Origin of the sequence: Streptomyces roseicoloratus (genome assembly GCF_004117935.1) — a bacterium.
Classification (GTDB): Bacteria; Actinomycetota; Actinomycetes; order Streptomycetales; family Streptomycetaceae; genus Streptomyces; species Streptomyces roseicoloratus.
In genome coordinates, this window is sequence record NZ_SDOY01000073.1 from 1 (window position 1) to 17,983 (window position 17,983).

Annotated in this window: 14 protein-coding genes and 1 pseudogene; 6 read left to right on the plus strand and 9 right to left on the minus strand. The window is 74.7% G+C overall.

Translation table 11 applies throughout. The annotated features are described in order from the left end of the window. The 5 genes and pseudogenes from ESG85_RS35450 to ESG85_RS06475 all read left to right on the plus strand — a co-directional run. Window positions 1-509, plus strand: a pseudogene (locus ESG85_RS35450) (hypothetical protein); the annotation flags it as partial. A 94-nt stretch (window positions 510-603) separates the two neighbouring features. After that, complete coding sequence (locus ESG85_RS06460) at window positions 604-1,248, plus strand: PadR family transcriptional regulator (protein WP_128977068.1); 645 nt, start codon at window positions 604-606, stop codon at window positions 1,246-1,248. 122 nt (window positions 1,249-1,370) lie between these two features. Beyond that, complete coding sequence (locus tag ESG85_RS06465) at window positions 1,371-2,114, plus strand: ABC transporter ATP-binding protein (protein ID WP_128977069.1); 744 nt, start codon at window positions 1,371-1,373, stop codon at window positions 2,112-2,114. Further along, the gene (locus ESG85_RS06470; RefSeq protein ID WP_128977070.1) at window positions 2,111-4,978 is read left to right on the plus strand and encodes an FtsX-like permease family protein; all 2,868 of its coding nucleotides are present in this window, start codon (window positions 2,111-2,113) and stop codon (window positions 4,976-4,978) included. The genes ESG85_RS06465 and ESG85_RS06470 overlap by 4 nt, the downstream gene beginning before the upstream one ends. Window positions 4,979-5,076: 98 nt before the next feature. After that, on the plus strand, window positions 5,077-5,628 hold the full coding sequence (locus tag ESG85_RS06475) for a bacterial proteasome activator family protein (RefSeq protein ID WP_128977071.1): 552 nt from the start codon (window positions 5,077-5,079) through the stop codon (window positions 5,626-5,628). A gap of 196 nt (window positions 5,629-5,824) precedes the next feature. Here ESG85_RS06475 and ESG85_RS06480 read toward each other — a convergent pair whose 3' ends face one another. The 7 genes from ESG85_RS06480 to pdhA form a co-directional block, all read right to left on the minus strand. After that, window positions 5,825-6,805 carry an NAD(P)H-quinone oxidoreductase gene (locus tag ESG85_RS06480; protein ID WP_128977072.1) on the minus strand — a complete coding sequence of 327 codons (981 nt, stop codon included), beginning with the start codon at window positions 6,803-6,805 and terminating at the stop codon, window positions 5,825-5,827. A 229-nt stretch (window positions 6,806-7,034) separates the two neighbouring features. After that, a complete protein-coding gene (locus ESG85_RS06485; protein ID WP_246094839.1) occupies window positions 7,035-8,120 on the minus strand; it encodes a potassium channel family protein in 1,086 nt (361 codons plus the stop codon). Next, on the minus strand, window positions 8,117-9,718 hold the full coding sequence (locus tag ESG85_RS06490) for a molybdopterin molybdotransferase MoeA (RefSeq protein ID WP_128977074.1): 1,602 nt from the start codon (window positions 9,716-9,718) through the stop codon (window positions 8,117-8,119). Before ESG85_RS06490 ends, ESG85_RS06485 begins: the two co-directional genes overlap by 4 nt. Beyond that, complete coding sequence (locus tag ESG85_RS06495; RefSeq protein WP_246094840.1) at window positions 9,715-10,770, minus strand: DUF6457 domain-containing protein; 1,056 nt, start codon at window positions 10,768-10,770, stop codon at window positions 9,715-9,717. Before ESG85_RS06495 ends, ESG85_RS06490 begins: the two co-directional genes overlap by 4 nt. Before the next feature lie 469 nt (window positions 10,771-11,239). Continuing rightward, complete coding sequence (locus ESG85_RS36550) at window positions 11,240-12,622, minus strand: dihydrolipoamide acetyltransferase family protein (protein WP_128977076.1); 1,383 nt, start codon at window positions 12,620-12,622, stop codon at window positions 11,240-11,242. Then, window positions 12,622-13,653: an alpha-ketoacid dehydrogenase subunit beta gene (locus tag ESG85_RS06505; protein ID WP_128977077.1), complete on the minus strand. Its 1,032-nt coding sequence runs from the start codon at window positions 13,651-13,653 to the stop codon at window positions 12,622-12,624. Before ESG85_RS06505 ends, ESG85_RS36550 begins: the two co-directional genes overlap by 1 nt. Continuing rightward, window positions 13,650-14,816, minus strand: a complete 1,167-nt coding sequence (gene pdhA / locus ESG85_RS06510; RefSeq protein WP_128977078.1) for a pyruvate dehydrogenase (acetyl-transferring) E1 component subunit alpha — start codon at window positions 14,814-14,816, stop codon at window positions 13,650-13,652. Before pdhA ends, ESG85_RS06505 begins: the two co-directional genes overlap by 4 nt. A 177-nt stretch (window positions 14,817-14,993) precedes the next feature. Here pdhA and ESG85_RS06515 point away from each other — a divergent pair, with 177 nt between their 5' ends. Then, entirely contained in the window at window positions 14,994-15,632 is a 639-nt protein-coding gene (locus ESG85_RS06515; protein ID WP_425471171.1) for an Lrp/AsnC family transcriptional regulator, read from the plus strand. 186 nt (window positions 15,633-15,818) lie between these two features. On the opposite strand, the gene ESG85_RS06520 is transcribed toward ESG85_RS06515, so the two are convergent. Next, a complete protein-coding gene (locus ESG85_RS06520; RefSeq protein ID WP_128977079.1) occupies window positions 15,819-16,412 on the minus strand; it encodes a TetR/AcrR family transcriptional regulator in 594 nt (197 codons plus the stop codon). Continuing rightward, complete coding sequence (locus ESG85_RS06525; protein WP_246094847.1) at window positions 16,409-17,869, minus strand: 3-hydroxyacyl-CoA dehydrogenase; 1,461 nt, start codon at window positions 17,867-17,869, stop codon at window positions 16,409-16,411. The genes ESG85_RS06520 and ESG85_RS06525 overlap by 4 nt, the downstream gene beginning before the upstream one ends. Window positions 17,870-17,983 lie beyond the last annotated feature (114 nt).

A 17,983-nucleotide genomic window follows, 5' to 3' on the forward strand; every position in this document is an offset into this window, starting at 1 on the left:
CCTCCGGGCCCGCGTCCGGGCCCTCCGAGGCGGCCGCGCCGAGCGACCCGGCCTCCCTGGCCGGGCGTCCGGCGGGCGAGGGCCGGGAGCGGCCGGGGCGGCCCGCCGCGCCGTCCGCTCCGCCGTCCGAGTCACCCGGATCGGCCGATTCCGGGGAGGAGTCCGGGGCGGCCGACCCGTCCGAGACGACCGGCCCGTCCCCGTCGTCCGGGTCCTCAACGTCGTCGGCGCCCGCCTCGACGGGTCCGGTCGACCCCGCTCGTACCAAAACGGCAACAGAAGAGGAGCCGGAGGCCGAGGGGGACGAGGCCGTCGGCGTCGTCCCTGAGACGGACGCCCCGGGCGCGGACTCCACGCGCGGCGGCATGCCGGCGGCAGCGCCGCGGATCGGCGCGAGGGCCGGAGCAGAGCTCTCCGACCGGCAGGTTCCCGTCATGACGCTGGGCGTGGGGCTGGCTCTGATGGGCCTCGGCATCGGCTTCCTCGGGGTGCGGATGCGACGCCGCTGAACGCGGCGACCGCCCGGGTCCGCCCTGAGACGGACCTCCGGGATCCGTCGGAGGGCGCTTGTGATCGGCGACTTACTCGGTATACATACTCGGTATGTCGATCCGCCACGGGCTTCTCGCCCTCCTCGAACGCGGCCCGCGCTACGGCTCGCAGCTCCGCACCGAGTTCGAGTCCCGCACCGGTGCCACCTGGCCGCTCAACGTGGGCCAGGTGTACACGACCCTCAACCGCCTCGAACGGGACGGCATGGTCGCCCAGGACGGCGAGGACGAGGCCGGCCACGCGCTCTACGCGATCACCGACAACGGTCGCGCCGAGCTGCGCGACTGGTTCGAGAACCCCGTCGACCGCACCAGCCCGGCCCGTGACGAACTGGCCATCAAGCTCGCCATGGCCGTCGGCGCCCCCGGCGTCGACATCCGCGACGTCATCCAGTCGCAGCGCCGCCACACGGTGAAGGCCATGCAGGACTACACCCGGCTCAAGGCACAGGCGATCACCGCGGTCGAGAAGGCGGTGGCGGACCACGGGGCCGAGGAACGCGACGACGTCGCCTGGCTGCTCGTCCTGGAGCAGCTGATCTTCCAGACCGAGGCGGAGGCCCGCTGGCTCGACCACTGCGAGGCCCGCCTGATCCGCCTCTCGGCGGCGGCCGCCGCCTCCCGGACCGAGCCACCGCCGGAGGGGGGTTCCCCGGCGGTCACGCCGCGCACCCGGAGCACCGCCCGCTCGTCCTGACCGGCCATCCGGCCGGCACCCGACCCAGACCCGATCCAGCTCTGACCCAGACCGTACGCCCGGCGCCGCCGGCGACCGTTCCGCACGCGGCCGTTCGCCGGCGTACGCCCGAGGGGGATTCCATGACCACCGCCACACCGCAGCAGCCCGTGCTGCGCCTGCAGAACCTGACCCGCGTCCACGGCTCGGGCGCCACCGAGGTGCACGCCCTGCGGGGCATCGACCTCGACGTCCACCCCGGTGAACTCGTCGCCGTCATGGGCCCGTCGGGCTCCGGCAAGTCGACCCTGCTCACCATCGCCGGCGGCCTCGACAGCCCCACCTCCGGCCGGGTGATCGTGGAGGACACGGACATCACCGCCGCGAGCCCCAAGGAGCTCGCCGCGCTGCGCCGCCGCAGCATCGGCTACGTCTTCCAGGACTACAACCTCATCCCGGCGCTCACCGCCGCGGAGAACGTGGCCCTGCCCCGCGAACTGGACGGCGTCTCCGCCCGCAAGGCCCGCGCCGAGGCCCTCGCCGCGCTCGCCGAGATGGACCTCGGACACCTCGCCGAACGCTTCCCCGACGAGATGTCCGGCGGCCAGCAGCAGCGCGTGGCCATCGCCCGCGCGCTGGTCGGCGACCGCCGGCTGGTCCTCGCCGACGAGCCGACCGGCGCCCTCGACTCCGAGACCGGCGAGTCCGTGCTCGCCCTGCTGCGCTCCCGCTGCGACGCGGGCGCCGCCGGCGTCCTCGTCACCCACGAGCCGCGGTTCGCCGCCTGGGCCGACCGGGTCGTGTTCCTGCGGGACGGCTCCGTCGTCGACCAGACCGTACGCAGCGAGGCCGACTCGCTCCTGACCGGCCGGGCGGCGCAGCGGTGACGACCTGGTTCCACTCCTGGCGGGCCGCGGTCCGCATCGCCCGCCGTGACGCCTGGCGCTCCAAGGGCCGCAGCTTCCTGGTCCTCGCCATGATCGCCCTGCCGATCCTCGGCGTGAGCGCCTTCGCCGTGACGATACGCAGCTCCGAACTCACCACCGAGCAGCAGCTGGAGCGCTCCATAGGCGCCGCCGACGCCCGCTTCACCGACGGCCACGTCGAGGGCGAACCGCTGCTCCAGGACCCCAAGGGCGAGCAGAGCGCGCCCGTCAAGGAGTACGAGAAGACGAACGAGCCGTGGCCGGACGGGCCGACGGACGTCACCAAGGCCATCCCGGCCGGCGCCACGGTCCTCACCGACGCCCGCGGCAGCGCCAAACTGACCACCACCCACGGTCTGCTGCAGGCCGAGGTCCGCGAGCTCAAGGCCGCCGACCCGGTCGCCCGCGGGATCATGGTCCTCACCGAGGGCCGTTTCCCGGAGAAGAACGACGAGGTCGCCGCCAGCACCGCCTTCCTGAAGAGCAGCGGCCTCACGATCGGCTCCACGCTCACCGCCCGCGGCTTCGACCGCGAGTACCGCATCACCGGCGCGTACGAGCTGCCGAGCAGCCTCAAGACGGAGCAGGTCAACGCCCTGCCGGGCGCGTTCCTCGCCCCGTACGGCAGCGCCGTGGAGAAGGCCGGCATCCCGAAGCCCGGCGTCGACACCACGTACCTGGTGCGGAAGTCCGGTGGTTTCACGTGGAACGACGTGCAGACCGTCAACACCAAGGGCGTCGTGGTCCAGGCGCGCGCCGTGATCCTCGACCCGCCCGCCGACTCCGAGGTCCCGCTGTTCCAGCGGGAGGGCTGGGCGCCCTGGGAGAGCAGCGCGGCCGCCGACGCCGTCGCGCTCGCCGCGATCGGCACCGTGGTGGGCCTCGCGATGCTGGAGATCACCCTGCTCGCCGGCCCCGCGTTCGCCGTCGGCGCCCGCCGCTCCCGCCGCCAGCTCGGCCTGGTCGGCGCCAACGGCGGTGCCCGCAGCCACATCCGGGCCATCGTGCTCAGCGGCGGTCTCGTCATCGGCGTCGCCGCGGCCGTCGTCGGCACGGTCCTCGCACTGCTCCTCACCCTCGCGCTCCGGCCGCTCCTCGAGGAGTACCTGGGCGCGCGGTTCGGCGGGTTCACCGTGCGGCCGCTGGAGCTGCTCGGCATCGCCGGGCTCGCCGTCCTGACCGGTCTGCTCTCCGCGATCGTCCCGGCGATCACCGCCTCCCGGACCACCGTCCTCGCCTCGCTCACCGGCCGCCGCGGGGTGCGCCGCTCCAGCCGGGTGCTGCCGGTCGTCGGCCTCGTCGCCTTCGTCATCGGCGCCGTGATCGCCCTCTACGGCTCGGTGGTCACCGACCAGTTCATCGTCGTGGCCGGCGGCTCCGCACTCGCCGAACTGGGCGTCGTCGCCCTGACCCCGGCGCTGGTCGGCCTGTTCGGGCGCAGCGGCCGCTGGCTGCCGCTGTCGCCGCGGCTCGCCCTGCGCGACGCCGTCCGCAACCGGGGCCGTACGGCACCCGCCGTCGCCGCCGTCCTGGCCGCCGTCGCGGGCACCGTCGCCGTCGCCACGTACACCGCGAGCACGGACGCCCAGAGCCGTCAGGGCTACCACCCGAAGCTGCCGCACGGCGCCGTCGCCGCGATCGTGACCGAGGAGGGCGGCCGGGACGCTCCCGCCGTCCGCGAGGCGGTCCAGCGCAGCTTCCCCGTCGACATGCGCGCCGACGTGTCCCGGATCTCCGTCGGCCGGCAGGGCTGCGGCACCTGGGGCGAAGGCAAGGGCTGCGGCCGCTTCGAGGTCGTCACCCCGCCGGCGAACGAGTGCCCCCTGTGGACCGCCACCCCGGACGGCTCCGACCCCTCCGAGCGCTTCACCAAGGAGCAGCGCCGCAAGCTCCAGGAGGAGGACTGGCGCTGCCAGTCCCGGACGGGCGACGGCGTCTATGTGGAGGGCAACATGCTCGTCGCCGACGCCACCGTCCTGAAGGTCCTCGGCATCACCGACCCGGGCGCCGCCAAGGCCCTCGCCGAAGGGAAGATCGTCAGCTTCTCCAAGGCGCTGATCGACAAGAACGGCGCCGTCGGCATCCGGCTGATCACCGACGACGAGGCCTACGAGAAAGCCGCCCAGGAGCGGAAGCCGCTCCCCGGCGAGATCAAGTCCTTCCCCGCCTACCTGGTGCCGGGTTCCCCGCCGTCGTACGGCGTGGAGAGCGTCCTCAGCCCGGCCGCCGCCAAGGCCGCGGGACTGAGCACGGTGCCCATGGGCGCGTACTTCACCACCGACCACCTGCCGAGCACCGAGCAGCGGCAGAAGCTCGCCGGTGAGATCGCCAAGCTGGGCTCCAGCGTCGACGTGACCCTGGAGGAGGGCTACGTCAGCAAGTACAGCATCGTGCTGCTCGCGCTGACCGTCTTCGCCGGCCTGGTCACCATCGGCGCCGCCGGCATCGCCACCGGCCTCGCCCAGGCCGACGCCGAGGCCGACCTGAAGACCCTGTCCGCCGTCGGCGCACCGCTCCGGGTGCGCCGGACCCTCAGCGGCTTCCAGTGCGGAGTGGTCGCGGCGATGGGCGTCGTCCTCGGCTCCGCCGCCGGAATCCTGCCGGCCGTCGGACTCCGGTTCACCGAGCAGCGCCAGGAGCTGGCCTTCTACCAGCGGGCCCTGGACGAGGGCTGGGGCGGCATCCAGGAGCCGCCGTCCGTGCCGATCGTCGTCCCGTGGGAGACGCTCGCCGCCCTCCTCGTGGCCGTGCCGCTCGGCGCCGCCCTGCTGGCGGCCCTGGTGACCCGCTCCCGCGGGGCGCTGGCCCGCCGCGCCGCACACTAGCCGCGCACCGGCTGCGTTTCGTGCCCCTGGAGGAGGGTGGATCACCCTCCTCCAGGGGCACACCGTCTGTTGAGGCGTACGTGCGAGAGAATGGCGGCATGGAGATGCCGAGGAATGAAAGGTCGCAGGAGAGCCCCCAGGTCCTCATCGTGGGCCAGGACGGGATGGCGCTCGGCGGCACGGGTGACGACGAATCCCGCGAGGTCCCGGTGACGGAAATGGTCGAACAGCCTGCGAAGGTCATGCGCATCGGCAGCATGATCAAGCAGCTGCTTGAAGAGGTCAGGGCGGCACCTCTGGACGAGGCCAGCCGTGTTCGGCTCAAGGAGATCCACGCCAGCTCGGTGAAGGAGCTGGAGGACGGGCTCGCCCCGGAGCTGGTGGAGGAACTGGAGCGGCTGTCCCTGCCGTTCACCGACGAGGCCATCCCCTCCGAGGCGGAACTGCGCATCGCGCAGGCCCAGTTGGTGGGCTGGCTCGAAGGCCTCTTCCACGGCATCCAGACGGCGCTGTTCGCCCAGCAGATGGCGGCCAGGGCCCAGTTGGAGCAGATGCGCCGCGCGCTGCCGCCCGGCGCGTCGCACGACGATGACGACGACGACCACGGGCCGCAGCGCGGCCGCGCGGTCGGCTCGGGGCCGTACCTGTAGGCCTGTTCCGCACGACGACCGCGCCGTGAGGCGTCCGGGGCCCGGCACACCGTGAACAGCGGTGCGCCGGGCCCTTTTACGTGACCGGCGGCGGTGACGGTGACGGTGACGGTGACAGTGGTGGTGCCGGCAGTGGCGGTGGCGGTGGTGCTGGTGACGGCGGTGCCGGCAGTGGCGGGGGCGGCGGCGGTATCGGTTACGGTGCCAGCAGGAGGACCTTGCCGACGTGGCTGCCGGCCTCGACGGTCCGGTGCGCCTCGGCCGCGTCCGTCATCGGCAGGGTGCGGTCCACGACCGGGGTGACCGTGCCCGCGGCGACCAGCGGCCACACGTGCTCGCGGACGGCGGCGACCACCGCCGCCTTCTCGGCCGGCGGACGCGCCCGCAGCGTCGTCGCGAGGACGGCGGCGCGCTTGGCCATCAGGGCCGACAGGTTGAGCTCACCCTTGACGCCGCCCTGGAGTCCGATGACGGCCAGCCGGCCGTTGACGGCGAGGGCCTTGACGTTCCGTTCCAGGTACTTGGCGCCGATGATGTCGAGGATGACGTCCGCGCCGGCCCCGTCGGTCGCCTTGCGGAGCTCCTCGACGAAGTCCTGCTCCCGGTAGTCGATGAGGATGTCCGCGCCGAGCTCGGCACAGCGGGCCAGCTTCCCGGTGCTGCCCGCGGTGACCGCGACGCGCGCGCCGACGGCCTTGGCCAGCTGGATCGCCATGGTGCCGATGCCGCTCGCCCCACCGTGCACGAGGAGCGTCTCACCGGGCCGCAGATGGGCGAGCATGAAGACGTTCGACCAGACCGTGCAGGCGACCTCGGGCAGCGCGGCGGCCGTCACCAGGTCCATGCCCTCCGGCTTCGGCAGCAACTGGCCCACGGGAACGGCCACTTTCTCGGCGTAGCCGCCGCCGACGAGCAGCGCGCACACCTCGTCGCCGACGGACCAGCCGGAGACCCCGGGGCCCAGCGCGACGATCCGGCCCGCGCACTCGAGACCGGGGTACGGCGAACTGCCGGGCGGCGGGTCGTAGAAGCCCTGGCGCTGGAGCAGATCGGCACGGTTGACGGCGCTCGCCACCACCTCGACGAGCACCTCACCCTCGGCGGGGACGGGATCGGGCACCTCGGCCCAGACCAGCGCCTCGGGCCCGCCGGGTTCCGGAATCGTGATCGCATGCATGGCGGCGAGGCTACTCCCGACGCCGGCGGGACCGACCGATAGGGCACGGCGGGCTCGGGGCGTTGGTCTGGGGCCCGGCCGATCGTGTGGGGCGCGCGGGCCGGGGGCGGGGCCGGTCCCGTGAAGCGGGGCCGATCCCGTGGGGCGCGCGCGGCCCGGGGGTGGGGGGGCCGGCCCCGGGGCGCGGTCCCGGCCCCGGAGGCGCGGTTCCTGGCCGCCCGGGGGGCGGTCAGTCCTCCGAGGGGGTGGTCAGCGGGGTGACGGCAGCCGCGCGAACGATGGTGATCACCCGGTCGGTCAGCTGGAGCGGACTGGCGGCGGGGTCGTCGTAACCGAGCAGCCGGTGCCCGCGCAGCACGCTCACGACCAGGTCCTCGGTGTCCCGCACGCTGCGCCCGGCCTCGGCCTTGGTCACCGGGCGTTCGACGAGGTCGAGACCGGTGCCCTGCTGGATGAGGTCCTCCATCACCGTGCCGGCGCTCGGGCTGAGCACCGAGAGGCCGAGCAGCCGGCCGGCGGCGCTGGCGCTGGTGATCACGGCGTCCGCGCCGGACTGGCGCAGCAGCGGCGCGTTCTCCTCCTCGCGCACGGCGGCGACGATCTTGGCGCCCTTGTTGAGCTGGCGGGCCGTGAGCGTCACCAGCACCGCGGTGTCGTCGCGCTGGGTGGCGATGACGATCTGCCGGGCCTTCTGCACCTCGGCGCGGAGCAGGACGTCGCTTCGGGTCGCGTCGCCGACGACGCCGACGAAACCGTCCGCGTTGGCCGCCTCGATGACCTTGGTGGACGGGTCGACGATGACGATGTGGTCCTTGCGCAGCCCGGTCGCGCAGAGCGTCTGGATCGCCGAACGCCCCTTGGTGCCGAAGCCGACGACGACGGTGTGGTCACGCAAGGTGGACCTCCAGCGGTTCAGCCGGAACTCCTCGCGGGTCCGTTCCGTGAGGACCTCGAGGGTGGTGCCGACCAGGATGATCAGAAACAGGACGCGCAGCGGCGTGACCAGCAGGATGTTCGCGAGCCGCGCCGAATCGCTGTAGGGGACGATGTCGCCGTAGCCCGTGGTGGAGAGGGTGACGGTCGCGTAGTAGGCGCAGTCGAGGAAGTCGAGCGTCCCGTTGGCGTTGTCGTGGTAGCCCTCACGGTCGATGTAGACGAGGAGAACGGTGACGACGAGGACGCCCAGCGCCATGAGGAGCCGTTTGCCCACCTGCCAGAGCGGTTTCTCGACCACCTGGCGCGGCAGCCGCACCCGGGGGCCCGAGACCCGCTCGTCGGCCTGCCGCGCCATCGCGTCCCGGCTGGGAAGTTTCACGTGAAACACGCCTCCTCGTCCGCGTACAGTCCGGCACCGGCCGGCCATGGCAGGTCGAGGACCTCCAGTGGCTGTCCGGCGGTGGCACCGCCGGGCGGGACCACGGCCATGCCGTCGGCGGCGGCGATGCCCCGGAGCATGGCCGGTCCGTGATAGCGCAGCGGCGCGGCCTCGTCGCCGCGCCGTACGACGGGCACGAGCCGGGTGTCGTACGGATGTCCCTGAATCTCCTCGCGTACGCGCACGCGGTACGGCCCGGGGACCGGGGCGGGGCCGGAAGTCGAGGGCGGGCCCACCGCCGGGGACGGGCTCGGGGCCACGGCCGCCGTGGGCAGCGTTCCCGCGGCCGCGGACGGGCTCGGGGCCGCGACGGAGCGACCGGCGAGCGCGCGGAGCAGGGGCTCGGCGAGCGTGAGCAGTCCGGAGACGGCGGCGAGAGGGTTGCCGGGCAGGCCCACGAGGTGGCGGACGGGATGCCGGGCGCCGCCCGGGCCCGGGAGCTCGGCGAGGAGCATGGGGTGGCCGGGACGGACCTTCACGCCGTCGACCAGGAGCGTGGCACCGGCCTTGGCGAGCACCGGGTGGACGTGGTCGACCGGCCCGGCCGCGGTGCCGCCGGTGGTGACCACGAGTTCGGCCTCGGAGCCGGTGACGGCCGCGTACAGCTCGTCGGCGTCGTCGCCGATCCGGCGGGTACCGAGCACCTCGGCGCCGAGCGCCCGCAGCCAGGGGCCGAGCATGGGGCCGAGGGCGTCACGGATCAGGCCCTCGTGAGGGAGCCCGGCGGCGAGCAGCTCGTCGCCGAGGACGAGCACCTCCACACGGGGGCGCGGGTGCACGGTCAGCTCGTCGTAGCCGGCCGCGGCGGCGAGTCCGAGGACGGCGGGGCTCACGGCGCTTCCGGCGGGCAGCAGCCGGTCGCCGGAGCGGCATTCCTGGCCGCGCGGGCGGATGTCCTGGCCGTGCGTGACCACGCGCAGGGCGTGCAGCCGGCCGTCCCGGTCGGTGCGGGCGTGCTCGCTGCGGACGACGGCGGTGGCCCCGGCCGGCACCCGGGCGCCGGTGGCGATCCGTACGGCGTCCCCGTCGGCAAGTTCGCCGGCGCCGGAGTGCCCGGCGAGGACGGCGCCGTCGGGGTCGGTCCGCCAGGGGCCGGGGCCGGCGACGGCCCAGCCGTCCATGGCGGAGGTGTCGAAGGAGGGCAGGTCGGTGAGCGCGTGCAGCGGCTCGGCCAGGACGCGGCCGAGCGCCTGCCCGAGCGGGACCCGGCCGGCCGGCCGCGCCGCCGCCGCCTTCGCTCCGGCCCGCGCGGCCACGGTCCGCGCCTCGGTCCACTCGGTGGCCCGGTGCCGCTCGGCCTTCGGTACGGCGGCGGCGGCCGGCGCGGGTGCGGACGGCGAGGTCGCGGCGGGCGCCGGGACCGACGAGTCGGGTGAGGAATCGGTTCGGCGGCGGCCGACGAGGGCGAGGGCGTCGTCCACGCCGTCATCGGCGAACGCGTCGCCGGCCGCGCCGTCATCGGCGAACGCGCCGTCGTCCACGCCGCCGGCCGCGCCGCCGGCCGCGCTGTCGTCGGGCACCCGCTCCTTCATGGTCATCCGGCCTCGTCCTGCTCCGCGGCCCAGCGCTGGGCGAGCGCGGCGGCCTTGCGTGCGGCCTCGGCGACGGCCTCCGGGCCGCCGCCGGCTCCGGCGGCGCTCGCCGCCGCGTACCCGACCAGGAAGGTGGTCAGCGGCGCGGCGGGCCGTGCGACGCCGTGCGCGGCGTCACGGGCCAGGTCGAGCAGCAGGCCCGTGTCGACGTCCAGGTCGATGCCCAGTTCGTCCTTGACTGCGGTGATCCATTCATCCAGCACGGTCCCATGCTCCCTGATCCGCGCCCGGGCCGTGACGATGTCCTCCCAGGTGTCGCAGTCGAACGACGCCGATCCCTCGGCGGCGACCCGCTCGACCCGCAGCCCGCCGACGACCCGCCGCAACGGCAGCCCGCCCAGTTCGGGCCCGACCCGCTCCAGTTCCCGCCGCAGCGCCGCGGTCCGGTACACGGCGACCAACGGCTGCTCGCGCCCGTCGTCGTCCACCATGACGGCCCCGTCGCTGCCCGGCGCCTCCTCCAGTGCCCGAACGAGCCGCCGCGCGGCCCGCATCTCGAAGAACGGCAGATCGGCGGAGAGCACCAGCACGAAGGTCGCGGGCGCGGGGAAGGGCGCGGGAGACGCGGAGGGCGCGGAGGCCCGGGTGTCCTCGGTGAGGTGGGAGGGCGCGGTGTGGTCGGCGTCCACGGCCGGCGAGGAGGACGCGGCGGTGGCGGCCGGGCCGGCACCGGCGGCACCGGCGGCGTCGGGGTGGGAGGTCTCGGTCGAGCCGAGGGCTGTGGCGGGAGCTCCGTCCGCCCACCCGGCCAGGTGGCGGAGGCCTGCGTCCAGGGCGGCGGCGGGGCCGCCGCCGGGCGGGTCCTCGCGGGCCCATTCGACGGGGCGGGCGGTCGCACGGGGTTCGGCGACGACCACGACGCGGCCCGCGTCGCGGCAGGCCGCGAGGACCCGGTCGAGCAGGGGGCGTCCCCCGACTCGTACCCCGGGCTTGTCGGCCCCGCCGAGGCGCCTGGCGGCACCTCCGGCGAGCACGATGGCGTCGTACGCGGTCGTCACCCCAGCAGTATGGTCCGCGACCGCACCGCGACGACGACCGGCCCGGCCCAGACCGGAGCCCGTCCCGGCCCGGCGCGCCGCGACATCACCGGGGAACGCGTCCATGCCTGGGCCCGGGACCCGGGACGAGGACGGGACGGGGCCAGCCCGGGACGAGGACGGGGCCCGGGCGGTTCAGGCGCGTACCCGGGACGGACCGGGTCCGCGCAAGGTCCGGGTCCGCGCAAGGTCCGGGTCCGCGCAAGGTCCGGGTCCGCGCAAGGTCCGGGTCCGTACACGGTTCGCGTACGTAGCCGGGACGGACCGGTCCGCGCACGGTCCGGGTACACGCACCATTCGGGTCCGTACACGGTTCGGGTACGCGTCCGGGACCCGGCGTGGGTTGGGTCCCGGACAGGGCCGCCGGGTACCGCCGGGGCCCCGTGCCCCCGCCGTAGCCTTCCCGGCGGAGTCGTACGCCGTGAACCGGTCAGAGCGTGCGGAGCAGCACCGCCGGGTTCTCGACGCAGTCGGCGACGTAGCGGAGGAAGCCGCCGGCGGTGCCGCCGTCGCACACCCGGTGGTCGAAGGTGAGCGAGAGCTGCACCACCTGACGCACCGCCAGCTCACCGCCGTGCACCCACGGCTTGGGCACGATCCGGCCGACGCCGAGCATGGCCGCCTCGGGGTGGTTGATGATCGGCGTGGAGCCGTCGACTCCGAACACGCCGTAGTTGTTCAGCGTGAACGTGCCGCCGGTCAGGTCGGCCGGGGTGAGCGTGCCCTGCCGCGCCGACTCGGTGAGTCGGGCGAACTCCGCGGTCAGCGACTCGGCGGTGCGGCCGCCGGCGTCCCGGACCACGGGCACCACCAGACCGCGCTCGGTCTGGGCCGCGAACCCGAGGTGCACGGCGGGCAGCCGGACGATCTCCCGCGCGGCCGTGTCGACCGTGGAGTTGAGCTCCGGGAAGCGGGCCAGGGCGTGGGTGCATATCCGGGCGAGCAGCGCGAGCACGGAGATCTTCGGGCCGCCCGCCGCGTTCATCGCCGCCCGCGCGGCCATGAGTTCGGTCGCGTCCGCGTCGACCCAGCAGGTCGCGTCGGGGATCTCGGTGCGGCTGCGCGACAGCTTGTCGGCGACGGCGCCGCGCACACCGCGCAGCGGCACGCGCTCGCCCACGGCGGCCGAGGCCGCGGAGCCTCCCGCGGTGGCCGGCACCGGGGCCAGGACCGGGGCGGCCGCCTTCGGCGCCTGCTCACGGACGGCGAGGGCCGTCTCCACGTCGGCCCGCAGGATCAGGCCCTGGGGGCCGGAGCCCCGGACGTCCCGCAGGTCGAGTCCGCCGTCGCGGGCGAGCTTGCGCACCAGCGGCGAGATGACGGGCACGGGGCCCGCAGGAGCCACGGGCGCCACGGGGGCGGCGGGGGCGGCGGGCGAGGCCGCCGCGGGGGCCGGGGCCACCGCGTGCGTGGCGTGCCGGACCCGGCGGCGCCGGGCAGCGGGCCCCGCGGTGCCGTAGCCGACGAGGACGTTGCCCGAGTACTCCGAGGACTCGGCGTCCTTCGCGTCCGCCGTCCGCGCGGCGCCGGCGGCCTCCGGGGCCGGCGTGGCGTTCCCGTCCGCGGCGCCGCCGACGGCGACCGTCAGCAGCGGTGCGCCGACGGGGAGTTCCGTGCCCTCCTCGCCGAAGCGGGCGGTGACCACACCGCCGTACGGACAGGGCACCTCCACCATCGCCTTGGCGGTCTCGACCTCGACGACCGGCTGGTCGATGGCGACGACGTCGCCGACGTCGACGAGCCAGCGCACGATCTCCGCCTCGGTGAGGCCCTCGCCGAGGTCGGGCAGCTTGAATTCGAGCACCTGGGCCATCAGCTGCCCGCCTCCCACTGGAGCCGCGCGACCGCGTCGAGGACCCGGTCGACGCCCGGGAGGTGGTGCCGTTCCAGCATCGGCGGCGGGTACGGGATGTCGAAGCCCGCGACGCGCAGCACCGGCGCCTCCAGGTGGTGGAAGCAGCGCTCGGTGACACGGGCGGCGATCTCGCCGCCGGGGCCGCCGAAGCCGGCGGACTCGTGCACGACGACGGCCCGGCCGGTGCGGCGCACGGACGCGCAGACGGTCTCGTCGTCGAAGGGCACGAGCGAGCGCAGGTCGACGACCTCCAGGTCCCAGCCCTCGGCCGTGGCGGCCTCGGCGGCCTCCATGCAGACCGGCAGGGAGGGGCCGTAGGTGATGAGGGTGGCGCTGGTGCCGCGGCGGCGCACGACCGCCTTGCCGATCGGCTCGACGGCCGACGGCGCCTCGGGCGACCAGTCGGACTTCGACCAGTAGAGCCGCTTGGGCTCCAGGAAGACGACCGGGTCGTCGGAGGCGATGGCGGCGCGCAGCAGGCCGTAGGCGTCCTCGACGGTCGCCGGGGTGACGACGTGGAGGCCGGGCGTCGCCATGTAGTACGCCTCGGAGGAGTCGCTGTGGTGCTCGACGCCGCCGATGCCGCCGCCGTACGGCACGCGGACCACGAGCGGCATCGGCATCGCGCCGCGGGTGCGGTTGCGCATCCGCGAGACGTGGCTGATGAGCTGCTCGAACGCCGGGTAGGCGAAGGCGTCGAACTGCATCTCGACGACCGGCCGCAGCCCGTACATCGCCATGCCGACGGCCGTGCCGAGGATGCCCGCCTCGGCCAGCGGCGTGTCGGTGCAGCGGTCCTCGCCGAACTCCTTGGCGAGGCCGTCGGTCACGCGGAAGACGCCGCCGAGGGTGCCGACGTCCTCGCCCATGACGTGGACGGTGGGGTCCTCGGCCATGGCGTCGCGCATGGCCCGCTGCAGCGCCTGCGCCATGGTGGCGGGCTTGGCCGCCGCCTTGGCGGCCGGCCGTGCGGTCGCGTGGGTGGTCATCCCGCCTCACTCTCGGCGTCGAGCTCCGCCCGCAGCTGCGCCGCCTGCTCGCGCAGCTGCGCGGTCTTCTCGGCGTAGACGTGGGCGAACAGGTCCATCGGGTCGAGCACGGGGTCGGCGTTCATCCGCTCGCGGAGCCGCGCCGCCATCGTCTCGGCCTCCTCGGCCGCCGCGCGGCGGCCGTCCTCGTCGAGCAGCCCGCGCTCGGTGAGCTCCCGCTCCAGGAGCAGGACCGGGTCGTGCGCCCGCCAGGTCTCGACCTCGCCGTCGCCGCGGTAGCGCGTGGCGTCGTCGGCGTTGGTGTGGGCGTCGATCCGGTAGGTGATGGCCTCGACGAGGGTGGGTCCGCCGCCGCGCCGGGCGCGGGTGACGGCCTCGGTGAGCACCTGGTGGACGGCCACCGCGTCATTCCCGTCGACGAGCCGGCCGGGCATCCCGTATCCGACGGCCTTGTGGGCCAGCGACGGGGCGGCGGTCTGCTTGGCGAGCGGCACGGAGATCGCGAAGCCGTTGTTCTGCACGAGGAAGACCACGGGGGCCTGCCAGACGGCCGCGAAGTTCAGCGCCTCGTGGAAGTCGCCCTCGCTGGTGCCGCCGTCGCCGACCATGGCGAGGGCGACCACGTCGTCGCCCTTGAGGCGGGCGGCGTGGGCGAGGCCCACCGCGTGCGGCAGCTGGGTGGCGAGCGGGGTGCTGAGCGGCGCTATGCGGTGCTCGCGCGGGTCGTAGCCGGTGTGCCAGTCGCCGCGCAGCAGGGTGAGGGCCTGGACGGGGTCGAGGCCACGGGCGACGGCGGCGAGGGTGTCGCGGTACGAGGGGAAGAGCCAGTCCCGCTCCTCCAGGGCCAGCGCCGCGGCGACCTCACAGGCCTCCTGGCCGGTCGTGGAGGGGTAGACGGCGAGCCGGCCCTGCTTGGTGAGTGCCGTCGCCTGTGCGTTGTACCGACGGCCGCGGACGAGCTCCCGGTAGAGGCGGCGCAGCAGCTCGGGGTCCGCGTCGGCCACCGCGTCGGTGCCGAGCACGCGCAGCGGCTCGGCCTCCGGCAGCAGCGGGGCGGGGTCGGTGCGCGGCCGCCAGGCCGGGGGCGGGGTGGGCCGATAGGCGTCGCGAGCGGCGCCGGGGGGCTCTTGGACTGTCGAACTGCGCTGTTGCAACGAGTCCACCTCCTCGTGGGACGGGCATAAGACCCGAAGGCGGGTGGCGCGGAATGTGGCGCGCCTCACCTACCGATTGTTCGGTCGTGGAGGCATTTTGGCTACAGGCACCTCCAGCCTGTGGACAAACGGTTCTCCACAGCCTGGGATGGATGCAGGTCGTCCACGAGAGAGAGGCGGGGGGACATGGCGGATGAACAAATGGCCGACGTCGACGAGCACACGGACGACGCGCCCCTGAACACGCCCCCCGGAGCCGCCCCCGCGGCCGGGACGGCGCCCGTACCGGCGGGGCCCTGGGGGAGCCCGTCGGGCCCGTCGGCGGGAGCGCCGGCCGGCCCTGCCATGGTCTCCCCGATGCCGCCGGCCCGCCCGCTGGACGCCGTCGACCGCGACATCCTGCGGCTGCTCCAGACCGACGGCCGGGCCTCGGTCCGCTCGGTCGCCGAGCGGGTCCACGTGTCCCGCGCCAACGCGTACGCCCGCATCAACCGGCTCATCGACGACGGGGTGATCCGCGGCTTCGGCGCCCGGGTGAACCACGAGCGGGCGGGGCACGGCGCCTCCGCCTACATCACGCTCAAGATCGTCCAGAACTCGTGGCGCACCGTGCGCGAACAGCTCCAGGCCCTGCCGGGGGCCGCGCACATCGCCCTGGTCAGCGGCGACTTCGACGTCCTGCTGCTGGTGCACACGCCGGACAACCGGACACTGCGCGAGCTGGTGCTGACCCGGCTCCAGTCCATCCCCGAGGTCCTGTCGACCCGCACGCTGCTGGTCTTCGAGGAGACCGACCTGGACCCGTACCCGGAGCGGAGCGGCTGAGGGGAAGGCAGGGCAAGGACGGGAAAACGCGTCGCGCCCGCCCGGGGAGGTCCCCGGGCGGGCGCGAACGTTCATGGTTCGGGTGCGCTCGGCGAGCGCCGTACACAGCCCACCGAAGGCTCTCAGCGGGCCGTACGCAGCCCGCCGAAGGCTCTCAGCGGCCCGTACACAGCCCGCCGAAGGCTCTCAGCGGGCCGTGCGCAGCCCGTCGAAGGCCAGGTGGACGACGGTGTCCACCAGCTGCTCCCGCTCCTCCAGTGAGGCGTGGTGCGGCCGGTACCACTCGACGAGCGAGTTGATCATGCCGAAGAGCAGCCGGGTCGCGAGCCGGATGTCCAGGTCGGCCCGCAGGTCGCCCTCGGCGGCGGCCGCCTTCAGGAGCTCGGCCACGCGGTGGTCGAACTCGCGGCGCCGCTCCAGCGCCCACCGCTCGGTCGAGGTGTTGCCCCGCACCCGCAGCAGCAGCGTCACGTACGGCAGCTCGGCCATCAGCACCTCCACCGTGCGCCGGGTGACGTACTCGACCCGCGCGACGGCCCGCCCGCGGTTCGCGGCCGGCTCGTCGAGAACGGCGAACAGCCCGTCGAGCGCGCGGCTGACAGCCCGCCGCAGCAGCTCCTCCTTGCCCGCCACATGGTGGTAGATCGACGACTTGGAGATGCCCGCCGCCTTGGACAGGTGCTCCATCGACGTGCCGTCGTAGCCGCGCTCGTTGAAGACCTGCACGGCGACCGAGAGCAACGTCTCGGGTGTGTACGTGTCGCGTCGCGCGGTGGTCATCCCGCCTCCTCCGCTTCCTCCGCGTAGGCCCGGCGCACGAGGCCGAGGCCGGGCGCGTACCGGCCCGTCGGGTAGCGCTCGTGCAGCGCCCTGAGCAGGGACACCGTGGGCCGGTGGCCGACCCGGGCGGCCCACTCCAGCGGCCCCGCCGGGTAGTTGACGCCGAGGCGCATCGCCGTGTCCACGTCCTCGGCGGTGGCGACGCCGCGCTCCACCGCGTCGGCCGCCAGGTCCGCGAGCATCGCGACCGTACGGGCCACGATCATCCCGGGCACGTCACCGATCACCGACACCTTCTTGCCGGCCGCCTGGAAGAGGCCCACCGCCTCGGCGAGGCCCTGCGGGGAGATGCCCTCGCGCGCGGACAGGACGATCCGTTCCGCCTTCTCGTAGTCGTGGGCGAGGTCGAAGTAGACGATCTGCTCCTGGTGGTACTCGAAGGAGGTCTCGCCGTCCACGAGGGCGAGGCGCACGCCCGAGGGCAGGTCCACGAACCCGTCGCCCTTCTTCCGCCGGACCTCGACGCCGGCCCGCTCGAAGAGGCCCGCCAGCGGCTGCGCGGGACCGAGGTCGCCGCGCACCGTGATCCGCGCGGGCGCCTCCTCCGGCGCCGCGGTGTGCGGCTCGGGGCGCTCCGCGCCGTCCGCGTACGGGAACCAGCCGTGGCCCGACTTGCGGCCGAGCCGGCCCGACTCCACGAGCCGGCGCTGCGCGAGCGAGGGCGTGAACTTGGGGTCCTGGTAGAAGGCCTCCCACACGGACCGCGTGACGGCCTCGTTGACGTCCTGCCCGATCAGGTCGGTCAGCTCGAACGGGCCCATCCGGAAGCCACCGGACTCGCGCAGGGCCGCGTCGATCGTGGCCGGGTCGGCGGCGCCCTCCTCGAAGACCCGCAGCGCCTCCGCGTAGAAGGGGCGGGCGACGCGGTTCACGATGAAACCCGGGGTGTCGGTGCAGCGCACCGGGGTCTTGCCCCAGCGCTTCGCCGTCTCGTACGCGCGCGTGGCGGCGGCCGGGTCGGTGGCGAAGCCGCTGACGACCTCGACCAGCGGCAGCAGCGGGGCCGGGTTGAAGAAGTGCATGCCGACGAAGCGGCCGGGCAGCCGCAGCCCTCCCGCGATCGCGGTCACGGACAGCGAGGAGGTGTTGGTGGCGAGGACGGCGTCCTCGGCGACGATGCCCTCCAGCTCGGCGAAGAGACCCTGCTTGACGTCGAGCCGCTCGACGATCGCCTCGACGACCAGCGCGGCGTCGGCGAGCCCGGTGAGCTCGTCCGCCGCGTGCAGCCGGGCGAGCGCGGCGTCCCGGTCCTCCTTGCCCAGCCGGCCCTTCTCCACCAGCCGGTCGAGACGGCCCGCGACGGCGGCGACGGCCTCCGCGGCCCGGCCGGGGGCGCTGTCGTAGAGGCGGACGGGATGGCCCGCGACCAGGGCGACCTGGGCGATTCCCTGGCCCATGGTGCCGGTGCCGACGACGGCGACCGTGCTGCCCGGCCCGATGCCGGGGCCGGAGGGTCCGGATCCGTCGGCCGACAGCCCGTCGCTCCCCGGGCGGACGTTCGCGTTGGCGGT

Coding starts and splice junctions, on each gene's coding strand:
- ESG85_RS06460 (WP_128977068.1), top strand. CDS start 604: ATGTCGATCCGCCACGGGCTTCTCGCCCTCCTCGAACGCGGCCCGCGC.
- ESG85_RS06465 (WP_128977069.1), top strand. CDS start 1,371: ATGACCACCGCCACACCGCAGCAGCCCGTGCTGCGCCTGCAGAACCTG.
- ESG85_RS06475 (WP_128977071.1), top strand. CDS start 5,077: ATGGAGATGCCGAGGAATGAAAGGTCGCAGGAGAGCCCCCAGGTCCTC.
- ESG85_RS06480 (WP_128977072.1), bottom strand. CDS start 6,805: ATGCATGCGATCACGATTCCGGAACCCGGCGGGCCCGAGGCGCTGGTC.
- ESG85_RS06490 (WP_128977074.1), bottom strand. CDS start 9,718: ATGACCATGAAGGAGCGGGTGCCCGACGACAGCGCGGCCGGCGGCGCG.
- ESG85_RS36550 (WP_128977076.1), bottom strand. CDS start 12,622: ATGGCCCAGGTGCTCGAATTCAAGCTGCCCGACCTCGGCGAGGGCCTC.
- ESG85_RS06505 (WP_128977077.1), bottom strand. CDS start 13,653: ATGACCACCCACGCGACCGCACGGCCGGCCGCCAAGGCGGCGGCCAAG.
- ESG85_RS06515 (WP_425471171.1), top strand. CDS start 14,994: ATGGCGGATGAACAAATGGCCGACGTCGACGAGCACACGGACGACGCG.
- ESG85_RS06520 (WP_128977079.1), bottom strand. CDS start 16,412: ATGACCACCGCGCGACGCGACACGTACACACCCGAGACGTTGCTCTCG.
- ESG85_RS06525 (WP_246094847.1), bottom strand. CDS start 17,869: ATGGGCCAGGGAATCGCCCAGGTCGCCCTGGTCGCGGGCCATCCCGTC.